Origin of the sequence: Streptomyces sp. NPDC002133 (assembly GCF_040296405.1) — a bacterium.
Taxonomy (GTDB): Bacteria; Actinomycetota; Actinomycetes; order Streptomycetales; family Streptomycetaceae; genus Streptomyces.
In genome coordinates this window covers 145,350-161,971 of the sequence record NZ_JBEOXF010000007.1, presented here as the reverse complement: position 1 = coordinate 161,971, position 16,622 = coordinate 145,350, and the positions used below count along the sequence as shown (strand labels likewise).

General features: G+C 72.2%; 18 protein-coding genes. 6 read left to right on the top strand and 12 right to left on the bottom strand.

What is annotated here, in order from left to right:
- Position 1 precedes the first annotated feature (1 nt).
- Positions 2-169: a DUF3117 domain-containing protein gene (locus ABT078_RS11385; RefSeq protein ID WP_003966491.1), complete on the bottom strand. Its 168-nt coding sequence runs from the start codon at positions 167-169 to the stop codon at positions 2-4.
- 330 nt (positions 170-499) lie between these two features.
- Here ABT078_RS11385 and chcB point away from each other — a divergent pair, with 330 nt between their 5' ends.
- Positions 500-1,300, top strand: coding sequence for a 2-cyclohexenylcarbonyl CoA isomerase (chcB, locus tag ABT078_RS11380; RefSeq protein WP_351226298.1), 801 nt, complete (start codon positions 500-502; stop codon positions 1,298-1,300).
- Between the two features lie 81 nt (positions 1,301-1,381).
- Here the strand turns inward: chcB and ABT078_RS11375 are convergent, their stop codons facing one another.
- Both ABT078_RS11375 and ABT078_RS11370 read right to left on the bottom strand, forming a co-directional pair.
- Complete coding sequence (locus ABT078_RS11375) at positions 1,382-1,969, bottom strand: DNA-3-methyladenine glycosylase I (RefSeq protein ID WP_351226296.1); 588 nt, start codon at positions 1,967-1,969, stop codon at positions 1,382-1,384.
- Positions 1,966-2,424: a DivIVA domain-containing protein gene (locus tag ABT078_RS11370; protein WP_351226294.1), complete on the bottom strand. Its 459-nt coding sequence runs from the start codon at positions 2,422-2,424 to the stop codon at positions 1,966-1,968. The genes ABT078_RS11375 and ABT078_RS11370 overlap by 4 nt, the downstream gene beginning before the upstream one ends.
- 109 nt (positions 2,425-2,533) lie before the next feature.
- Here ABT078_RS11370 and folP point away from each other — a divergent pair, with 109 nt between their 5' ends.
- A complete protein-coding gene (folP, locus tag ABT078_RS11365; protein ID WP_351226292.1) occupies positions 2,534-3,406 on the top strand; it encodes a dihydropteroate synthase in 873 nt (290 codons plus the stop codon).
- 120 nt (positions 3,407-3,526) lie between these two features.
- On the opposite strand, the gene ABT078_RS11360 is transcribed toward folP, so the two are convergent.
- Together ABT078_RS11360 and dapE are read right to left on the bottom strand one after the other, a co-directional pair.
- Positions 3,527-4,309, bottom strand: a complete 783-nt coding sequence (locus ABT078_RS11360; RefSeq protein WP_351226290.1) for an LOG family protein — start codon at positions 4,307-4,309, stop codon at positions 3,527-3,529.
- A 117-nt stretch (positions 4,310-4,426) separates the two neighbouring features.
- Positions 4,427-5,506: a succinyl-diaminopimelate desuccinylase gene (gene dapE, locus ABT078_RS11355; protein ID WP_351226288.1), complete on the bottom strand. Its 1,080-nt coding sequence runs from the start codon at positions 5,504-5,506 to the stop codon at positions 4,427-4,429.
- 97 nt (positions 5,507-5,603) lie between these two features.
- On the opposite strand from dapE, the gene ABT078_RS11350 reads away from it, so the two are divergent.
- Positions 5,604-6,569, top strand: coding sequence for a VldE C-terminal domain-containing protein (locus ABT078_RS11350; RefSeq protein WP_351226286.1), 966 nt, complete (start codon positions 5,604-5,606; stop codon positions 6,567-6,569).
- A 572-nt stretch (positions 6,570-7,141) separates the two neighbouring features.
- Positions 7,142-7,642, top strand: coding sequence for an ATP-binding protein (locus ABT078_RS11345; RefSeq protein WP_351226284.1), 501 nt, complete (start codon positions 7,142-7,144; stop codon positions 7,640-7,642).
- 69 nt (positions 7,643-7,711) lie between these two features.
- Here ABT078_RS11345 and ABT078_RS11340 read toward each other — a convergent pair whose 3' ends face one another.
- Entirely contained in the window at positions 7,712-8,806 is a 1,095-nt protein-coding gene (locus ABT078_RS11340; protein WP_351226282.1) for a bifunctional succinyldiaminopimelate transaminase/glutamate-prephenate aminotransferase, read from the bottom strand.
- Between the two features lie 77 nt (positions 8,807-8,883).
- Entirely contained in the window at positions 8,884-9,204 is a 321-nt protein-coding gene (fdxA, locus tag ABT078_RS11335; RefSeq protein WP_010474859.1) for a ferredoxin, read from the bottom strand.
- Between the two features lie 139 nt (positions 9,205-9,343).
- Between fdxA and ABT078_RS11330 the strand changes: the two genes are divergently transcribed.
- Together ABT078_RS11330 and ABT078_RS11325 are read left to right on the top strand one after the other, a co-directional pair.
- On the top strand, positions 9,344-10,348 hold the full coding sequence (locus ABT078_RS11330; protein ID WP_351226280.1) for a GNAT family N-acetyltransferase: 1,005 nt from the start codon (positions 9,344-9,346) through the stop codon (positions 10,346-10,348).
- Positions 10,349-10,365: 17 nt separating this feature from the next.
- Positions 10,366-11,208, top strand: coding sequence for a transglutaminase family protein (locus ABT078_RS11325; RefSeq protein WP_351226278.1), 843 nt, complete (start codon positions 10,366-10,368; stop codon positions 11,206-11,208).
- Positions 11,209-11,501: 293 nt separating this feature from the next.
- Here the strand turns inward: ABT078_RS11325 and pip are convergent, their stop codons facing one another.
- The 5 genes from pip to ABT078_RS11300 all read right to left on the bottom strand — a co-directional run bounded on the left by pip (position 11,502) and on the right by ABT078_RS11300 (position 16,446).
- Positions 11,502-12,461: a prolyl aminopeptidase gene (gene pip / locus ABT078_RS11320; RefSeq protein ID WP_351226276.1), complete on the bottom strand. Its 960-nt coding sequence runs from the start codon at positions 12,459-12,461 to the stop codon at positions 11,502-11,504.
- A complete protein-coding gene (locus ABT078_RS11315) occupies positions 12,454-12,663 on the bottom strand; it encodes a DUF397 domain-containing protein (protein WP_351226274.1) in 210 nt (69 codons plus the stop codon). Before ABT078_RS11315 ends, pip begins: the two co-directional genes overlap by 8 nt.
- The gene (locus ABT078_RS11310; RefSeq protein WP_351226272.1) at positions 12,650-13,006 is read right to left on the bottom strand and encodes a DUF5753 domain-containing protein; all 357 of its coding nucleotides are present in this window, start codon (positions 13,004-13,006) and stop codon (positions 12,650-12,652) included. The genes ABT078_RS11315 and ABT078_RS11310 overlap by 14 nt, the downstream gene beginning before the upstream one ends.
- A 176-nt stretch (positions 13,007-13,182) precedes the next feature.
- The gene (locus ABT078_RS11305) at positions 13,183-14,166 is read right to left on the bottom strand and encodes an NADP-dependent oxidoreductase (RefSeq protein WP_351226270.1); all 984 of its coding nucleotides are present in this window, start codon (positions 14,164-14,166) and stop codon (positions 13,183-13,185) included.
- A 141-nt stretch (positions 14,167-14,307) separates the two neighbouring features.
- Positions 14,308-16,446: a hypothetical protein gene (locus tag ABT078_RS11300; RefSeq protein ID WP_351226268.1), complete on the bottom strand. Its 2,139-nt coding sequence runs from the start codon at positions 16,444-16,446 to the stop codon at positions 14,308-14,310.
- Between the last annotated feature and the right edge of the window lie 176 nt (positions 16,447-16,622).

The window sequence follows — 16,622 nt, the reverse complement described above, 5'->3', positions numbered from 1 at the left end:
GTCAGCCGACGACCTTCTTGAGGGCGTCGCCCAGTGCGTCGGCCTCGTCCGGAGTCAGCTCGACGACAAGCCGACCGCCGCCTTCGAGCGGAACGCGCATGACGATGCCCCGCCCCTCCTTGGTCACCTCGAGCGGGCCGTCGCCCGTCCGCGGCTTCATGGCCGCCATGCTCGTTCCCCTTCCTGAAACCAGCTCATCGTCAGCCGACAGCCCCTTGGGTGGGCACACGTCACCGGCATCGAACACATTCCTTCCCAGCCATTATCCCGCATGGCGGGACCCGATGACCAACATCGGTCGGCATCGCTTGCGCAACGCGCTTTCGCAAAACCACCCAATTCGGCGATCCGCCTGCGATACTTCGCCACCGCGCTCACACAAGTGACCCACAATTCTTTGACGCACGTCACATACCAGGGCGTATGTCAGGCCTCGGCGATCTCCGCCATGCTGGGCCCGACACGATCGCATCGCCCGAGCCGCAAAGGGGACCCTGCCATGGCCGACACCGTTCTGTACGAAGTGAAGGACGGACTCGCGACCATCACGATCAACCGGCCCGATGCCATGAACGCGATGAACGTCGAGGCCAAGGAGGCCCTCCGGGACAGCGTCCAGGCCGCCGCGGCCGACGAGGCCGTAAGGGCGGTGCTGCTGACCGCGACGGGCCGGGCGTTCTGTGTGGGCCAGGACCTGAAGGAGCACGTCTCTCTGCTGCTCTCCGACAAGGAGGCGGGCACCAGCCACACGATGAACACGGTGCGTGACCACTACAACCCCATCGTGCGGGCCATCACCGAGATGCCGAAGCCGGTCGTGGCGGGCGTGAACGGGGTCGCCGCGGGCGCGGGCCTCGGCTTCGCCCTCGCCGCCGACTACCGGGTCGTCGCCGACTCGGCGAAGTTCACGACGTCCTTCGCCGGGGTCGCGCTGACCGCCGATTCGGGCGTCTCCTGGACTCTGCCGCGGCTGATCGGTGCGAGCCGCGCCGCGGATCTGCTGCTCTTCCCGCGGTCGATCTCGGCTCAGGAGGCGTACGACCTGGGCATCGCGAACAAGCTCGTGCCGGCGGAGGAGCTCGCCGCCGAGGCCGCGGCGGTCGCCCGCGCACTCGCCGAGGGCCCGACCGTCGCGTACGCCGCGATCAAGGAGTCCATGGCGTACGGCGCCGGGCACTCGCTCCACGAGACGCTCGAGAAGGAGGACGAGCTGCAGACCAGGGCCGGAGCCTCCGAGGACCACGGGATCGCGGTCCAGGCCTTCCTCGAGAAGGCGAAGCCGAAGTACCTGGGGCGGTAGGGCCCGGTCCGGAAGACAGGCCTGGTCCGGACCCTCGGTCCGGACAGGCCTGGTCTCGACGCCCGGTCCTCGGTGCCTGGTCTACTCGGCCGCGCCGCGGGCCACGCAGTCGGCCAGATGGTCGTCGACCAGGCCGCACGCCTGCATCAGGGCATAGGCCGTCGTGGGGCCGACGAAGCGCAGGCCGCGCTTCTTGAGGTCCTTGGAGAGGGCCGTGGACTCGTCCGTGACCGCCGGGACCTCCGCGAGGGTGCGCGGCGCCGGGCGGGCGGCCGGGTCCGGGGCGTACGACCAGATCAGCGAGTCCAGCTCGCCGGCCGACCAGTCCGCGAGCACCCGCGCGTTGGCGAGCGTCGCATCGATCTTCGCGCGGTTGCGGATGATCCCCGGGTCGGCGAGCAGGCGCTCCCTGTCGGCGTCCGTGAAGGCCGCCACCGACGCGATCTTGAACTGGTCGAACGCCTGCCGGAAGCCCTCGCGGCGGCGCAGGATCGTGATCCAGGACAGCCCGGACTGGAAGGCCTCCAGACAGAGCCGCTCGAACAGCGCGTCGTCCCCGTGGACCGGGCGGCCCCACTCCGTGTCGTGGTACGTCACATAGTCCTCGGTGGACAGACCCCAGGGGCAGCGCAGCCGCCCGTCCGGACCTGCGATCGCTCCGTCGCTCATCGCTCCCCCTCGGAGTCCGGCTCCGGCCCCGCTCCAGGTCCCGGCCGCTCGTCCCCGGAACGCTCGACGGACCGCTCATCGGGGCGCTTGTCGAAGAAGCCACCGGGCCGGTCGCCCCGATGGTCACCGAACAGCTCGGACGGCTGCCCCGTCTCCGTCGCGTGCCGCCCGGCCAGCGCCGACTCCAGCTCGGCGATGCGCGCGTCCCGCTCCGCGAGCTCCGCGCTCAGCCGGTCGAGGACGTCGTCGACATCCGCCATCCGGTAGCCCCGCGGCGACACCGGCAGCCGCAGCGCGTCGATGTCCGCACGGCAGACCGGCCGCGCGGCCGGCAGCGGGTCCACCAGCTGCTCGGGCGCCACCTCCGGGAGAACCGCGCGCTCACCGCCGCCGACCACCGCCAGGGTGACTGCGGCCACCACCACGACCATCGCGATCAGCAAGAACCAGAACACAGCGCCTCTCCCCGGAGCAGGAAACCATCCGCTGCCGATCGTGCCATGCGCCACCGACAGTTAAGGTCGCAGGCGACCGATCGCGAGGAGGAAACAGCAGATGCAGGGGATGCGCAGCGGGACTCTGCGACTGGGGCGGCGCGAATTCGGCGCACACGAGCCGGTGATCATGGCCATCGTGAACCGGACCCCGGACTCCTTCTACGACCAGGGCGCAACGTTCCGCGACGAGCCCGCCCTGGCCCGCGTCGAGCACGCGGTGTCGGAGGGGGCCGCCATCATCGACATCGGTGGCGTGAAGGCCGGTCCCGGGGAGGAGGTGACGGCCGAGGAAGAGGCTCGTCGCACGGTCGGCTTCGTCGCCGAGGTGCGCCGGCGCTTCCCCGATGTGGTGATCAGCGTCGACACCTGGCGGCACGACGTGGCCGAAGCCGTCTGCGAGGCCGGTGCGGATCTGCTGAACGACGCGTGGGGCGGCGTGGACCCGCAGCTGGCCGAGGTGGCGGCCCGCTACGGGGTGGGTCTGGTGTGCACGCACGCCGGCGGAGCGGAGCCGCGCACGCGCCCGCACCGCATCGCTTACGACGACGTCATGGCGGACATCCTCCGGGTGACCACGGGCCTGGCCGAGCGCGCGGCGGAACTCGGGGTGCGCCGGGACGGCATCCTCATCGACCCCGGTCATGACTTCGGGAAGAACACCCGCCACTCGCTGGAGGCGACCCGCCGGCTCGGCGAGATGGTGGACACGGGCTGGCCGGTGCTGGTGTCCCTGTCGAACAAGGACTTCGTCGGCGAGACGCTCGACCGCCCGGTGAAGGAGCGGGTGATCGGCACGCTCGCGACGACCGCGGTGTCGGCGTGGCTGGGCGCCCAGGTGTACCGCGTCCACGAGGTCGCGGAGACCCGGCAGGTCCTGGACATGGTGGCCGCCATCGCCGGCCATCGGCCTCCGGCGGTCGCCCGCCGGGGCCTGGCCTGAGGTCGGCCGGCGCGAACCGGCACGGGTGCGGCCTTGGGCGGGGCCGGGCCCGTCCCGGCCCGAGGCGGTGGGACCGGTACGCGGACGGGCCCGGAGTGAGCCCGTCCGGAAGCCGGGACCCTACGCCTCGTAGCCCTCGAACGGGATGGGCGGCGGGGGGCCCGTCTCCTTCGTGACCAGCTTGACGGCCTCCTCCACGTCGTCCGTGACGTGGAAGAGCAGCATGTCGCGCTCGGACGCCTTGCCCTGTGCGACCACCGTGTGACGCAGCCAGTCGACCAGGCCGCTCCAGTACTCCGAACCGAACAGCACGATCGGGAAGCGGGTCACCTTGCCGGTCTGGACGAGGGTGAGTGCCTCGAAGAGTTCGTCCAGGGTGCCGAGCCCGCCGGGCAGGACGACGAAGCCCTGGGCGTACTTCACGAACATCGTCTTGCGGACGAAGAAGTAGCGGAAGTTCACGCCGATGTCGACGTGCGGGTTGAGCCCCTGCTCGAAGGGCAGCTCGATGCCGAGCCCGACGGAGATGCCCCGGGCCTCCCGTGCGCCCCTGTTCGCGGCCTCCATCGCGCCGGGCCCGCCGCCCGTGATCACGGCGAAGCCCGCGTCGACGAGGGCCCTGCCGATACGGACTCCGGCCTCGTACTCGGGGCTGTCGGGAGCGGTCCGCGCGGAGCCGAATACGCTGATGGCACTGGGCAGTTCGGCCAGCGCTCCGAAGCCCTCGACGAACTCCGACTGGATGCGCATGACCCGCCAGGGATCCGTGTGCACCCACTCGGAGTCGCCCTCGGTGTCCAGCAGTCGCTGGTCTGTGGTGCCGGCCTGGATCTGCTCTCTGCGGCGCAGCACGGGTCCCAGCCGCTGTTCCTCCGGCCTCCGTGCTTCGTCGGGGTTGCCCATGACCTGCTCCCTCCGCTGCGGTGCTCGTTCCAGGTCAGCGTAGGTCCAAGGAGATGGACGGGAGCGAAATTCCCGAGGTCGGGCAGTGAGAGGTCCGGCGGTGGGGCCGCTGCGAGGTCAGGCGGTGAGCCAGTCCCGCAGCCGCACCTCGCAGTGCGTGATCTTGTCGACGGCCACGTGCTCGTCGCGCTTGTGGGCGTAGATCGCGTCGCCGGGTCCGTAGTTCACCGCGGGGACGCCCAGCGCACTGAACCTCGAAACGTCGGTCCAGCCGAACTTCGGCCGCGCCGTGCCGCCGACGGCCTCCATGAACGCGGCGGCCGCCGGGTGCGAGAGCCCGGGCAGCGCCCCGCCCGCGTGGTCGTCGACGACGAGCTCGGTGATCTCGCAGTCCGCGAAGACCTCGCGGACATGGGCCTCGGCCTCCGCCATGCTGCGGTCCGGTGCGTAGCGGTAGTTGATCACCACGGTGCACTCGTCGGGGATGACGTTGGTGGCGACGCCGCCCTCGATCGCGACGGCGTTGAGCCCCTCGTGGTACTGGAGCCCGTCGATCACCGGGCGGCGCGGCTCGTACGCGGCGAGGCGGGCGAGGATCGGGCCGGCGGCGTGAATGGCGTTGGACCCCATCCAGCTGCGCGCGGAGTGTGCGCGCTCCCCCTTCGTACGAAGCAGGACTCGCAGTGTGCCCTGGCAACCGCCCTCGACCTGGGCGTCGGACGGCTCCAGCAGGACGGCAAAGTCCCCCTCCAGCCAGTCGGGGTGGGCTTCTGCCACATGCCCCAGTCCGTTCAGGTGTCCGGCGACCTCTTCGTTGTCGTAGAAGACGAAGGTCAGGTCGCGGTTCGGGGCCGGGACGGTCGCGGCGATCCGCAGCTGGACGGCGACGCCCGACTTCATGTCCGAGGTGCCGCAGCCCCACAGGATGCCGTTGCCGTCCAGCTTGGAGGGGACGTTGTCGGCGATCGGCACGGTGTCGATGTGACCGGCGAGGACGACCCGCTCGGCGCGGCCCAGGTTCGTACGGGCCACGACGTTGTTGCCGTGCCGGTCGACCGTCAGGTGCGGCAGCGGGCGCAGCGCCTGCTCGATCGCGTCGGCCAGGGCCTTCTCGCTGCCGCTGACAGACGGGAAATCGACGAGTCGGGCGGTCAGCGCCGGGGCATCCAGAGTGAGGTCAAGCGTGGTGTCGGACATGGCACCGACCCTAGCGCCCCACCTGCCCAGGGCCTGATCCACAAGACGGACCCTGGGCCCCGGTGGGCCAACGGCGAGGGCCCGGTACGGTGGCCCCGTGACCGAGACCGCCTCCCCCACCCGGCGCGGCCGCGTTCTGCGCAGCACGGCCGCACTCGCCGTGCTGCTGGCGCTGGTCGCGTATGTCGTCGTGCAGTACATGAGCGGCGGGGGCGCCCCGCGGTGCGTCGTGCGCTCCGTCGACCGGGTGGACTCCGACTCGTCCGGCTCCGGCTCCGGTACGTCGTACGAGCTCACCCCGGAGATGGCCGCCAACGCCGCCACGATCTCCGCGGTCGGCACCACCCGCGGGATGCCGGAGCGCGCGGTCACCATCGCCCTGGCGACGGCCCTGCAGGAGTCCGCGCTGCGCAACATCAGGCACGGCGACCGGGACTCGCTCGGCCTCTTCCAGCAGCGCCCCTCGCAGGGCTGGGGTACCCCGCAGCAGATCCTCGACCCGGTGTACTCCGCCGGGAAGTTCTACGACCACCTCGCCGAGGTCCCGGGCTACTCGCGGCTGCCGCTGACCGTGGCGGCGCAGCGCGTCCAGCGCAGCGGTTTCCCGCAGGCGTACGCGAAGCACGAGCCGGACGCCTCCCTGCTGGCGGCCGCGCTCACGGGCCGTGCGTCCGCGGCTCTGACCTGCACGGCGGGTCGGCAGACCGGTCCGGGCGACCCGGCCAAGCTGCGCGCCGAGCTGACCCGCTCCTTCGGCGCGGGCGTGCTGCCCGCGTCCGGGAGCGGGGGCGCAGGCGCGGACCAGCTCACCGTGCCGGTGATCGCGAAGGCCGGGGCGGCGGGCGCGGGCAAGGGGAAGAGCACCGGCGCGGCCGCCGGCTCCGCTTCCCGGCGCGGCTGGGAGCTGGCCCACTGGGCGGTGGCCCAGGCGTCCGTGCTGCGGATCGAGGAGGTCTGGTACTCGGGCCAGGTGTGGCGCGCGGACGAGGCGGACGAGGGCTGGACGCCGACGGACACGAACGCGGCCGCGGACGCGGTCAGGATCCGCATCGCGTCACGGTAGGCCGCGGGCGCGGGGCGCCCGGGCGGGCTTTCTCCCGCCTCCGGTGTCGATGAGCCGCCGCCGCGTGAGGACAAGGCGTCCGTGCTGGGATCGTGCCGGTACCGCCCCGTGTGCCCGGACGTCCGTCCTCAAACGCCGGAGGGGCCGAACCGAGCCCCTTCGGCGCTTCAGGCGCGCGGATTCCGGGTGAGCCCGAGGAAGGGGCGTACGGGCGGAGCCCGGTTCGGAAAGCGCGGGGTCGGGGAGATTCCGCCGCCCCCGTTTTCGTATCGCGCAGGCGTCCGGGGCATCACTCTCCCGTGGGGACCGTTTCGCGGACGGGCGAGGTTTCCGCGGGGCGTTCGGGCACGTTCGAGGAAGGCCCGGAATTCCCTTGCAGGAAAAGGGAAGTGACGGTTCGGCAGGCTGCCTGGACGCGCAATGTTCGCCCGTTTTTGTCCGCAGCCGATTATGCGATGCATTGCCAACTCTTTACCTCTGCCCACCGCAACCATTCCGGCCCCCAAGGCGGTTGTCACTGCGTCCGATCGCCGGACAGGCAACACCCAACGTTCTCTCGTCGAAGGAGCATCATGTCCCTCCCCCTGACCCGCCGGATCGCCCGTGCCGCGCTGCTCGTCGCAGCTGGTGCAGCTCCCGTGGTCGGTGCGGCCGGCTCCGCAAGCGCCGTGGACCTCTCCCAGGCCCCGAACCTGGGCGGCGGGCTGACCCGGCTCGACAGCGCCGCGGCCGCCGACACCGCGAGCGGTGCCGCGCAGCAGGCGACCGGTCTGGCGAGCGAGACCGGCGGCAAGCTGGTCGGTACGGGCCTGCCGACCGCGAGCAAGACGGCTGGGCAGGCGGTCAAGACAGGCACCCCCGCCGCGCAGGACGCGGCCGGCCAGGCGGTCGGCAGCGCCTCCGACCTCGCGGGCCGGACCGCGGGCACCGCGGCCGAGCAGGCCGTGCCCGCCGCCGGGGGACTGACGGGCGGTGTGCCCGTTCCGGACGCCGGCACCACGCTCCCGACCGACCAGCTCCCCACCGGCCAGCTGCCGACGGGCCAGCTCCCGACCGGCGGACTGCTCGGCTGAGCACCAACGCGGAAGGGCCCTCGGGAGCGTGCTCCCGAGGGCCCTTCCGCATGTCGTCGGCCGAGGCCGTCAGCCGAGGCGCTTGACGGCCGCCTCCACCCGCTCGTCCGTCGCCGTGAAGGCGACGCGCACGAACCGCTCGCCCGCCGCCCCGTAGAAGTCTCCGGGTGCGACGAGGATGCCCAGCTCCGCCAGGTGCGCGACCGTGTCCCAGCAGGGCTCGTCGCGGGTCGCCCACAGATAGAGGCTCGCCTCGCTGTGCTCGATCCGGAAGCCGTGCTTGAGCAGCGCCTCGCGCAGGGCGTCGCGCCGGGCCGCGTACCGGGCCCGCTGCTCCGCGACGTGCGTGTCGTCGCCGAGCGCCGCGACCGTCGCCGCCTGCACCGGCGCGGGCGTCATCATCCCGCCGTGCTTGCGGATCTGCAGCAGCTCACCCAGGACGGCCGCGTCACCGGCCACGAAAGCGGCCCGGTAGCCCGCCAGGTTCGAGCGCTTGGACAGCGAGTGGACGGAGACGATGCCCTCGTACGAGCCGCCGCAGACGTCCGGGTGCAGCACGGAGACGGGCTCGGCCTCCCAGCCCAGCTCCAGGTAGCACTCGTCGCTGAAGACGAGGACGCCGTGCTCGCGCGCCCACGCGACGATCCGGGTCAGCTCGTCCTTGGACAGGACCCGGCCCGTCGGGTTCGACGGCGAGTTCAGCCAGAGCAGCTTCAGCCCGGTCGGGTCGAGCTCGGTTGGGTCGTCGTACACGACGGGAGTCGCCCCGCACAGCCGCGCGCCGACCTCGTACGTCGGGTAGGCGAGCCGCGGGTACGCCACCTTGTCGCCCGCGCCGAGCCCCAGCTGCGTCGGCAGCCAGGCCACCAGCTCCTTGGACCCCACCACCGGCAGGACATTGGGGTGTCCGAACGACACCGCTCCGAGCCGCCGCTGGCACCAGCCCACGAGTGCGTCCCGCAGCGCGGCCGTCCCCCACACCGTCGGATATCCCGGCGAGTCCGCTGCCGCGACCAGTGCCTGCTGGACCAGCGCCGGGACCGGGTCGACGGGCGTGCCGACGGAGAGGTCGACGATGCCGTCCGGGTGGGCCGACGCCGTCTTCTTGTACGGCTCGAGCTTGTCCCAGGGAAAGACGGGCAGGCGGGACGATACGAGGGACACGGTGCTCACTCTCTCGTGCGTACGAAACGCCACGGCCCCGTACGGCGGACGAACCGTACGGGACCGAGGTGGCGCGATCAGCCGTTCTGCGGCGGCAGAGCGGCGATGAAGGGGTGGTCGCGCTCGATCAGGCCCAGCTTGGACGCGCCACCGGGCGAACCGAGCTCGTCGAAGAACTCGACGTTCGCCTTGTAGTAGTCCTTCCACTCCTCGGGAGTGTCGTCCTCGTAGAAAATTGCCTCAACCGGGCAGACCGGCTCACATGCTCCGCAGTCGACGCATTCGTCCGGGTGGATGTACAAGGACCGCTGGCCCTCGTAGATGCAGTCGACGGGGCACTCCTCGATGCACGCCTTGTCCTTGACGTCGACACAAGGCTGCGCGATGACGTAGGTCACGCTGTCGTTCCTCCTCGGTAGGGCGCGGCGTCCGATCTGCGGCTCGCCGCGGGGCTGCGCGGGAGCGCGGCGTCGTCGATGCCCGCATCTAGTATCTCCGTTCCTGGGGATGATCCGAACAGGAGGGGAGGACTGAGCTGTGGAATTCACCGCGGGCGGACGCATGGAGGTCCGCATCACCCCCTCTGACGTGGGAAAACGCGTTTCCGTACGGCGGCTCGCCGACACCGGGCCCGCGTCGGAGAAGTTCACCGACACGATCGGCGTTCTCACATCATGGAACGAGGGTGTGCTGCTGATCACACGGAGGACCGGGGAAACCGTCCGTATCCCGGAATCCTCGCTGGTCGCGGGCAAGGTGGTCCCTGCCGCACCGGCCCGCCGACGGGGTCCCGCGGCGTCCTTCGAGGAGCTGGCGCGGGTGTCGGCGCGGGCGTGGCAGCCGGTGGAGAGCGAGCCGCTCGGGGAGTGGGTACTGCGGGCGGCGTCCGGGTTCACGAGACGGGCGAATTCGGTGCTGCCCCTCGGGGATCCCGGGGTGCCGCTGGACGATGCGCTGACGCGGGTGCGGGCCTGGTACGCGGAGCGCGACCTTCCGGCGTACGTCCAGACCGCGACCGGGGCGGAGGGCACCCAGGAGGCGCTCTGCGCGGAGCTGGAACGGCTCGGCTGGCAGCGCGAGGTGACGGCGGAGCTGCGGACGGGCGGGCTCGTGCCGGTGGGGGACGTGGATGCCGATGTGTCGCGGGTGCGGCTCGCGCGATCGGTCGACGATGCGTGGCTCCGGCGCTACCAACGGTTCGCTGTGCCCGGCCCCCATGTGGTGAAGGTCCTGTCCAGCGGCCCCTCGGTGTGGTTCGCAACCGTGCCGGGCGAGGGCGATGCGCCCGCAGCGATCGGTCGCTGTGTGGTGGACGGCCGCTGGGCGGGATTCATGGCCGTGGAGGTGGCTCCGGAGCAGCGCAGGCAGGGCCTGGCGACGGCCGTGATGGCGGCACTCGCGCGGCGGGCCATGGAGGAGGGCGCATCGGCGGCGTGGCTTCAGGTCGAGTCGGACAACGGCGGTGCGCGCGCCCTGTACGAGGGGATGGGTTTCGCGATCCATCACCTCTATCACCATTTCCGATACTCCCGATCTTCCTGAGCGGGTACGAGACGCATATGCACCCGCCGCATCCCGACGCCACACGCCACTGGCGCCGCCGGTTCGCCGAGGAGGCACGCTCCGCGCGGCCCGACCTGGCGACGCTGTGCCTGCTCGTGGGCGCGGAGGCCGACGCGGCGCTGGACGAGGCGGGGATCGACGCCGCCGAGATCGAGCTGGACCGCCTGGCGGGCCTGGTCCCGTACGGCATCAGCGGGCCGGAGTCCTGGGTGGCGGCGCTGGCCGGGCTGCTCGGGGAGCGCTGCGGCTTCCACGGCACGCCCGGCTGCTACCAGCGCCTGGAGTCGTCCCTGCTCCACCACGTACTGCAGCGCCGACGCGGCCTGCCGATCCTGCTCTCCGTCGTCTGGCTCGAGGTGGCCCGCCGGGCGGGGGCACATGTGTACGGCGTCTCGCTCCCCGGCCACTTCGTCGTCGGCTTCGGCGACCCGGCGAAGCCCGTCCTCGCGGACCCCTTCGCGGGCGGGCGTCTGCTGACCGGTTCCGACGCGGAGCTTCTCGTCGTCGGCTCGACGGGCGAGGCGCTCGACCCGTCGATGCTGGTCCCGACAGACCCGCTGGAGATCGTCGTGCGGATCCTCAACAACATACGCGCGTGGGCGGCCGCCCGGCCGGAGCGTACGGACGTGGCGCTGTGGGCCGTCGACCTCTCCCTCCTCCTCCCCTCCCATCCGGCCCGTCTCCGCTTCGACCGCGCCCAGCTCCTCGTCCAGCGCGGCGAGTTCCTCGCGGGCGCGGCGGAGATGGACGCGTACGCGGACATCGTCTCCGCGGTCGAGCCGGCGACGGCGGAGAAGATCAGACGCCGGGCGCACGCGGCGCGGTCGATGCTGAACTGAGCCGAGCCGGCCGGGGCTCGGCCGAACCCCGGGCCGCGCCTCGGGCCGAGCTCCCGGACAGAGGACCGCCGAGCCGGTCCTGACTGGATGGACATCGCGACGCTCCGCAGCGCCCGGCGCACCACGGCCGACGACATCGAGGACGGCAACGGGGACGAGCAGGTCACAGAAAGTCCCGCTGATCGGATTCGCCGCACGGCCGGCCCTGCAGTCGCCCTGAGCCGCCCCGAGGCGCCCTGGACACCCCGAACCGGTTGGACCGACGACGTCCGGAAGATTGAGGCCGGGCGCCGTCACTGGCCGGCGAAGCGGTCCAGCGCTTCCAGGACGTGGGCGCGGGTCGTGGTGGTGCCCAGGTGGCCCGCGTCCTCGACGACGATCAGCTGTGCGTCGGGCCAGCCGCGGGCGAGGTCCCACGCGGTGTCGAGCGGGCTGGAGAAGTCGAGGCGGCCGTGGATGAGGACGCCCGGAATGCCGGTCAGGCGGTGGGCGTCACGCAGCACGGCTCCTTCCTCCAGCCAGGCGCCGTGGGAGAAGTAGTGGGAGCAGATGCGTACGAGAGCGAGGCGGTCGGCCGAGGGGCGGTCGCCGTACGGGTTGGAGGCGCCCTTCGTCTCCCCGGACAGGACGGCATCCTCCCAGGCGCACCAGTCGGCCGTGGCCCTGGCCCGGACGTCGGCGTCGGCGTCGGCTGCCAGGCGGGCGTAGGCGCCGACGACGTCCCCGTCGGAGGGTGTGCCGGGGGCACCGGCGAGGAAGCGTTCCCACTGTTCGGGGAAGAACCGGCCGACGCCGCGGTAGAGCCAGTCGGTCTCCGAGCGCCGGGTCGTGGTGACACCGGCAATGACGATCTCGGACACCCGCTCGGGGTGCTGCTCGGCGTAGGCCAGGATCAGCGTGGAGCCCCACGATCCGCCGTGCAGCAGCCAGCGATCGACGCCCAGGTGCTCCCGCAGCCGCTCCATGTCGGCGATCAGGTGCTGGGTGGTGTTGTGCCGCATGTCGGTCGCGGGATCGCTCGCATGCGGGGTGCTGCGACCACAGCCGCGCTGGTCGAACAGGATCAGCCGGTAGCGGTCCGGGTCGAAGAACCGGCGCATGCCGGGGACGCACCCTGACCCCGGACCGCCGTGGACGACGAGAGCGGGTTTGCCGTCGGGATTGCCGCATGCCTCCCAGTACACGAGGTTGCCGTCGCCGACGTCGAGCATGCCCTTCTCGTACGGCTCGATCGTCGGGTACAGCTCAACCACGTCCGGACTCGCCGCCCTTGAGGGAGCTGACGAAGGCGGTCCAGGCGGCCGGGGCGAAGCGGAGCGCGGGGCCGTGGGGGCGCTTGCTGTCACGGACCGGGATCGCCGTGGGGTGGGAGTCATTGACTTCGAGGCATTCGCCGCTGCTGCCGCCGCTGTAGCTGGACTTCCGCCAACCCGCTGAGTGTTCAGTGAGCTTCATGCTCGTAATCCTCCGCGACGGACCTGATCAGCGCCAGGGACTTGCGGTGCGACAGCGCGTCGCCCAGGGCATGATCGTAGACCTCCTGGATCTGGCGTACCACGGACGGAAGTTCCCAGACCCTGCCTGACTTCAAGCCTTCCACATAGGCGATCGCCGGAAGGTCGTCGAACCTCATGAGCGAGACGAAGCCCTCCAGCAGCGCGTGAGCCCCGACCTCGTACGGGAGAACATGCACGCGGATACGGCGACTCTCCCCCAGCGCCAGGATGTGCCTGAGCTGCTCGCACATGACGGCCGGTCCGCCGATCGGGCGCCGCAGCACCCCGATCCGTGTGAACACGGCCGGCTGCGTCCCGGTCGAGACCGGTCTGTGGCTGGGTGGTGGGGGCTGGCCGCCACCGTGTCCCAGGCGACCGGGACGGCACCGGAGGAGACGCCCCCTCGCGGTCCGCCGATGTCGCGGACGTGGTGCCGGTGCCGGCCTGTAGCGGCTACCCGTTCACCCGTCTTCCCGGCTCACCCGGGCTCCCCTGCCTCCCCGGCTCCTCCGTGGTCGACGTGCAGGACGACCTTGCCGCGCGGGTGCTCCGTCACGAGCGCCTCGTAGGCGGCTCGTGTCTCGGTGAACGGTACGACGCGGTCCACGACGGGCCTGAGCCTGCCGGTGTCGATCAGTTCCTCGATGGCCAGGAGACCGGGCCGGTCGGGTCGGACGGTGAAGAACACTCCTCGCGCGCCGTGGGCGGCGGCCTTCTCCGGATCCGGCCGCTGCACGACGCTGATCACGATTCCGCCGCGCCGCACCGACGCCCAGGAGCGGTCCAGCGTCTCGCCGCCGACGAGGTCGAGCACCACGTCGGCGTCGTGGACGAGGTCCTCGAAACGTTCGTTGTGGTAGTCGATGACCTGCTGCGCGCCGAGGCCGGTGACGAATTCCCCGTCCCGCGCCGAAGCGGTGGCCGTCACCCGCGCGCCGAGCGCCGCGGCGATCTGCACGGCGAAGGTGCCGACGCCTCCCGCGCCGCCGTGCACCAGCACATGCTGCCCGGGCCGCAGTGCGGCGTGGTCGACGAGCGCCTGCCAGACGGTGAGCGCCGCGAGCGGGACGGCCGCCGCACTGTCGTGGTCCAGGCACTCCGGCTTCGCGGCGAGCATGTCCGCGGGAACGGTGACGTACTCGGCGGCCGCGCCGTCGTGCGTGAGCGGGATCAGCCCGTAGACCTCCTCGCCGACCGCGAGATCGGTCACCCCGCTGCCGAGCGCGGCCACGATGCCCGAGACCTCGTGCGAGGGGACGGTGGGCGTGCGGTCGTGCCCCGTCCCGTCGAGCCTGTCGGTCCAGGTGGCGTCCCAGTCGAGTTCGCCGGCGGTGATCGACGCGGCGCACACGGCGACGAGCGCTTCGCCGGGAGCGGGTTCGGGGCGCGGGGCCGATTCGTACGCGAAGCGTTCGGGGCCGCCGCGCTCGTGGGCTCGCACGGCATGCATCGTGGCAGTCATGACGGATCACTCCCGATTCGTCCGCATACCCCGGCCCTGAATGTACTCGGATGCCCCGGAGCCCGCATGCCCGAGAGCCCCCGCCCGTGGTCGGGTGGGGGCTCTCGGTAGCGGATGCGCCGGGCGAAGCCCGACCGCGCGTCAGCCCTGCGGGTTGAGCTCGATCGTCTGGGTCCGTTCGGCCGCGGTCTTGCCGAGCAGCGCCTTCTGCATCGCGGAGGCGACGTCGCTGGCGGTGACCGGGTGCTGCTTGCCGTCGCCCTTGGTGATCAGGATGCCGTCGAAGACGCCGTCCAGGAGCTCCTCGATGGCCTTCTTGTCGTAGACCTCGACGAGCCGGCCGTTGATCGGCTTCATGGACAGGATCTGCGGGAGCGACCGGGCGGGGCCGAACTTGATCTCCTTGCCGCCCGCCTTGATCGTGACCAGGCCGGACATCGCGGGCTCGGCGAAGTCCTTCATCGCCCGGTCCAGTTCAGCCTTGGTGATGGTGGGCTGGCGGATGCCGAGGGGCAGTTCGACCTCGTTCGTCCTGCCCGTCTCGACCTGGGCGCGGTACGCGTCCTTGACCGAGATCATCGACTGCTGGACGTCCAGCGTCTGTCCCGCCTTGCCCGGTACGGCGACGGCCCTGCCCGGCTCGAACCGGATCGTGCCCTCGGTGGCCGAGCCGGAGGTGCCCGCCAGATCGGTCAGCGCGACCTGGAGCTTCTCCCCGTCGACCGGGATGACCGGCTGGGCCACCCGCTCGCCGCCGAAGAGGGAGCCGATGACCGAGACCGGGTTGTAGTCACTGCCGGCGGCGTCCCGGACGGTCGCCTGGCTGTCGAGGGAGAGGCCCGCCTTGTCCGGGGCGAGCTGCTCCTTCTTGGCCCCCACCGCGAGCCGGAGCGGGGCGGCGGCGCGCTCGCCGAGGGCGGCGTCGAGCTTGGCGACCGCGTCCTCCTTGGTACCGCCGCCGATGTCGACGCCGAGGACGGTGGTGCCCTTGGGGACCTCGGAGTGGTTGAGCAGCAGGCCGGCGCAGTACGCGACGCCGAGCAGTCCGAACACGGCCGCGCCCGCGAGGACCAGCTTGGACCGGCCCTTCTTCGGAGCGGTGCGCGACGAGGACGAAGGGGCGCCGGCACGAGCACCGGCCGAGGGGGACGGCGAGGAGCCGGGCGGACGGTGCGCCGGGCCCGCCGGGCCGGGGAAGTCGGGCGCCGAGAAGTCCACACCCGGCCCGGCTGAGGGCCACGGACCGCCGTCAGGGCCGGCCGACGGGCCGCCCGGCACCGAGGGCGCGAAGGGTGAGCGGTGCTCCGGCGGGACCACCGGGATGCCGCTCGTGAGCGTGTCGCCGGAGACATTGGCACCAGGGACCGAGGGGCCGGGCACGAGGGGCCCCGGGCCGGACGGGCCATGCCCCTGATCGGGCGCGGGCTTCTGCGGAGTCAGTACGGCCGTGTCGTCGCTCATCAGCGGCCCGCCGCCGCCCGGGGCGAACGGCGAAGTGCCGGTGACCGGACCGGCGGTGGGGCCGGCGGGGCCCTGCGCGCCCTGCGGTGTGGGGGAACCCCCTGGCGGGCGCAGACCGAACTGAGGCGTGGACCGGCCGGGCCCGGGGCCGTCCGCGTTCGCCGCGACGTCGCTGAGCGAGCCGCCGGGACGCGGGGCAGCGGCGCCCGGCCCGGTGGGCGCGCTCGGGGCGCCCGTACCGCCGGGCCTGGTCGGCAGACCGGGCGTGCGCGGCGCGCCGGCTCCGCTCGGCGTCTCGGGAGCGGACGGTGCGGGGGCCGGTGAAGGCGCCGGCGCCTTGCGCGGCGCGAACCAGTCGCTCGTCTTCTCCTCGGCCGGCTTCTCCGGCGCGGCCGGGGCCTCCTCGCGCGGAGCAGGAGCGGCCGGCGGCCGGGTGGCGGCCGCGGGCCGCGGCGTGCTGCCCGTACGCTCGGCGGGCCGCTCGCCCTGTGCATCCCTGGCGCCGTTCGCGCCGTTCGCACCCGCGGCGCCGGCAGCGTTCTCCCGCGGGTTCACATCGCTCATCGGCGTACGCATGACGACCGGCGGAATGGGCCGCGAGCCCGGGATGTTGATCCGGATACGCGTGGTCAGCGTGGTCTCGGTCCTGGGCTCGTCCGGCTGCGGAGGGGCCGCAGGCTCGGCTCTCTCGTCCGGGGCGTCCTGCGTGGGATGCAGCGACGGATACTGGCGGGATCCGTACGGCGGCGTCCCCGACGGGTACGCGGCTCCGCCGCGCCCCTGGGGGCCGGAGGACGAACTGTCAGTTTCACGACTCAATGCAGGTTCTCCCGATCGGCTCCGCCGCCCGTTCTTACTGTTTTCACTGCTACGGGCGGCTCGGCGGCGCGCACCACCATACTGGCCGCCGCCGATCCGCACCCGGCGACTGCGGGAAGCGGTGCTCCGCATGCGCTCCGCGGGGCGTGGTCATGGCATGGTCATTTCGGCCTGAG

Bases quoted from the DNA above. Each gene is read 5' to 3' on its own strand.
- ABT078_RS11385 (WP_003966491.1), bottom strand. From the start codon at position 169: ATGGCGGCCATGAAGCCGCGGACGGGCGACGGCCCGCTCGAGGTGACC.
- chcB (WP_351226298.1), top strand. From the start codon at position 500: ATGGCCGACACCGTTCTGTACGAAGTGAAGGACGGACTCGCGACCATC.
- ABT078_RS11375 (WP_351226296.1), bottom strand. From the start codon at position 1,969: ATGAGCGACGGAGCGATCGCAGGTCCGGACGGGCGGCTGCGCTGCCCC.
- folP (WP_351226292.1), top strand. From the start codon at position 2,534: ATGCGCAGCGGGACTCTGCGACTGGGGCGGCGCGAATTCGGCGCACAC.
- ABT078_RS11360 (WP_351226290.1), bottom strand. From the start codon at position 4,309: ATGGGCAACCCCGACGAAGCACGGAGGCCGGAGGAACAGCGGCTGGGA.
- dapE (WP_351226288.1), bottom strand. From the start codon at position 5,506: ATGTCCGACACCACGCTTGACCTCACTCTGGATGCCCCGGCGCTGACC.
- ABT078_RS11345 (WP_351226284.1), top strand. From the start codon at position 7,142: ATGTCCCTCCCCCTGACCCGCCGGATCGCCCGTGCCGCGCTGCTCGTC.
- ABT078_RS11325 (WP_351226278.1), top strand. From the start codon at position 10,366: ATGCACCCGCCGCATCCCGACGCCACACGCCACTGGCGCCGCCGGTTC.
- ABT078_RS11315 (WP_351226274.1), bottom strand. From the start codon at position 12,663: ATGAAGCTCACTGAACACTCAGCGGGTTGGCGGAAGTCCAGCTACAGC.
- ABT078_RS11305 (WP_351226270.1), bottom strand. From the start codon at position 14,166: ATGACTGCCACGATGCATGCCGTGCGAGCCCACGAGCGCGGCGGCCCC.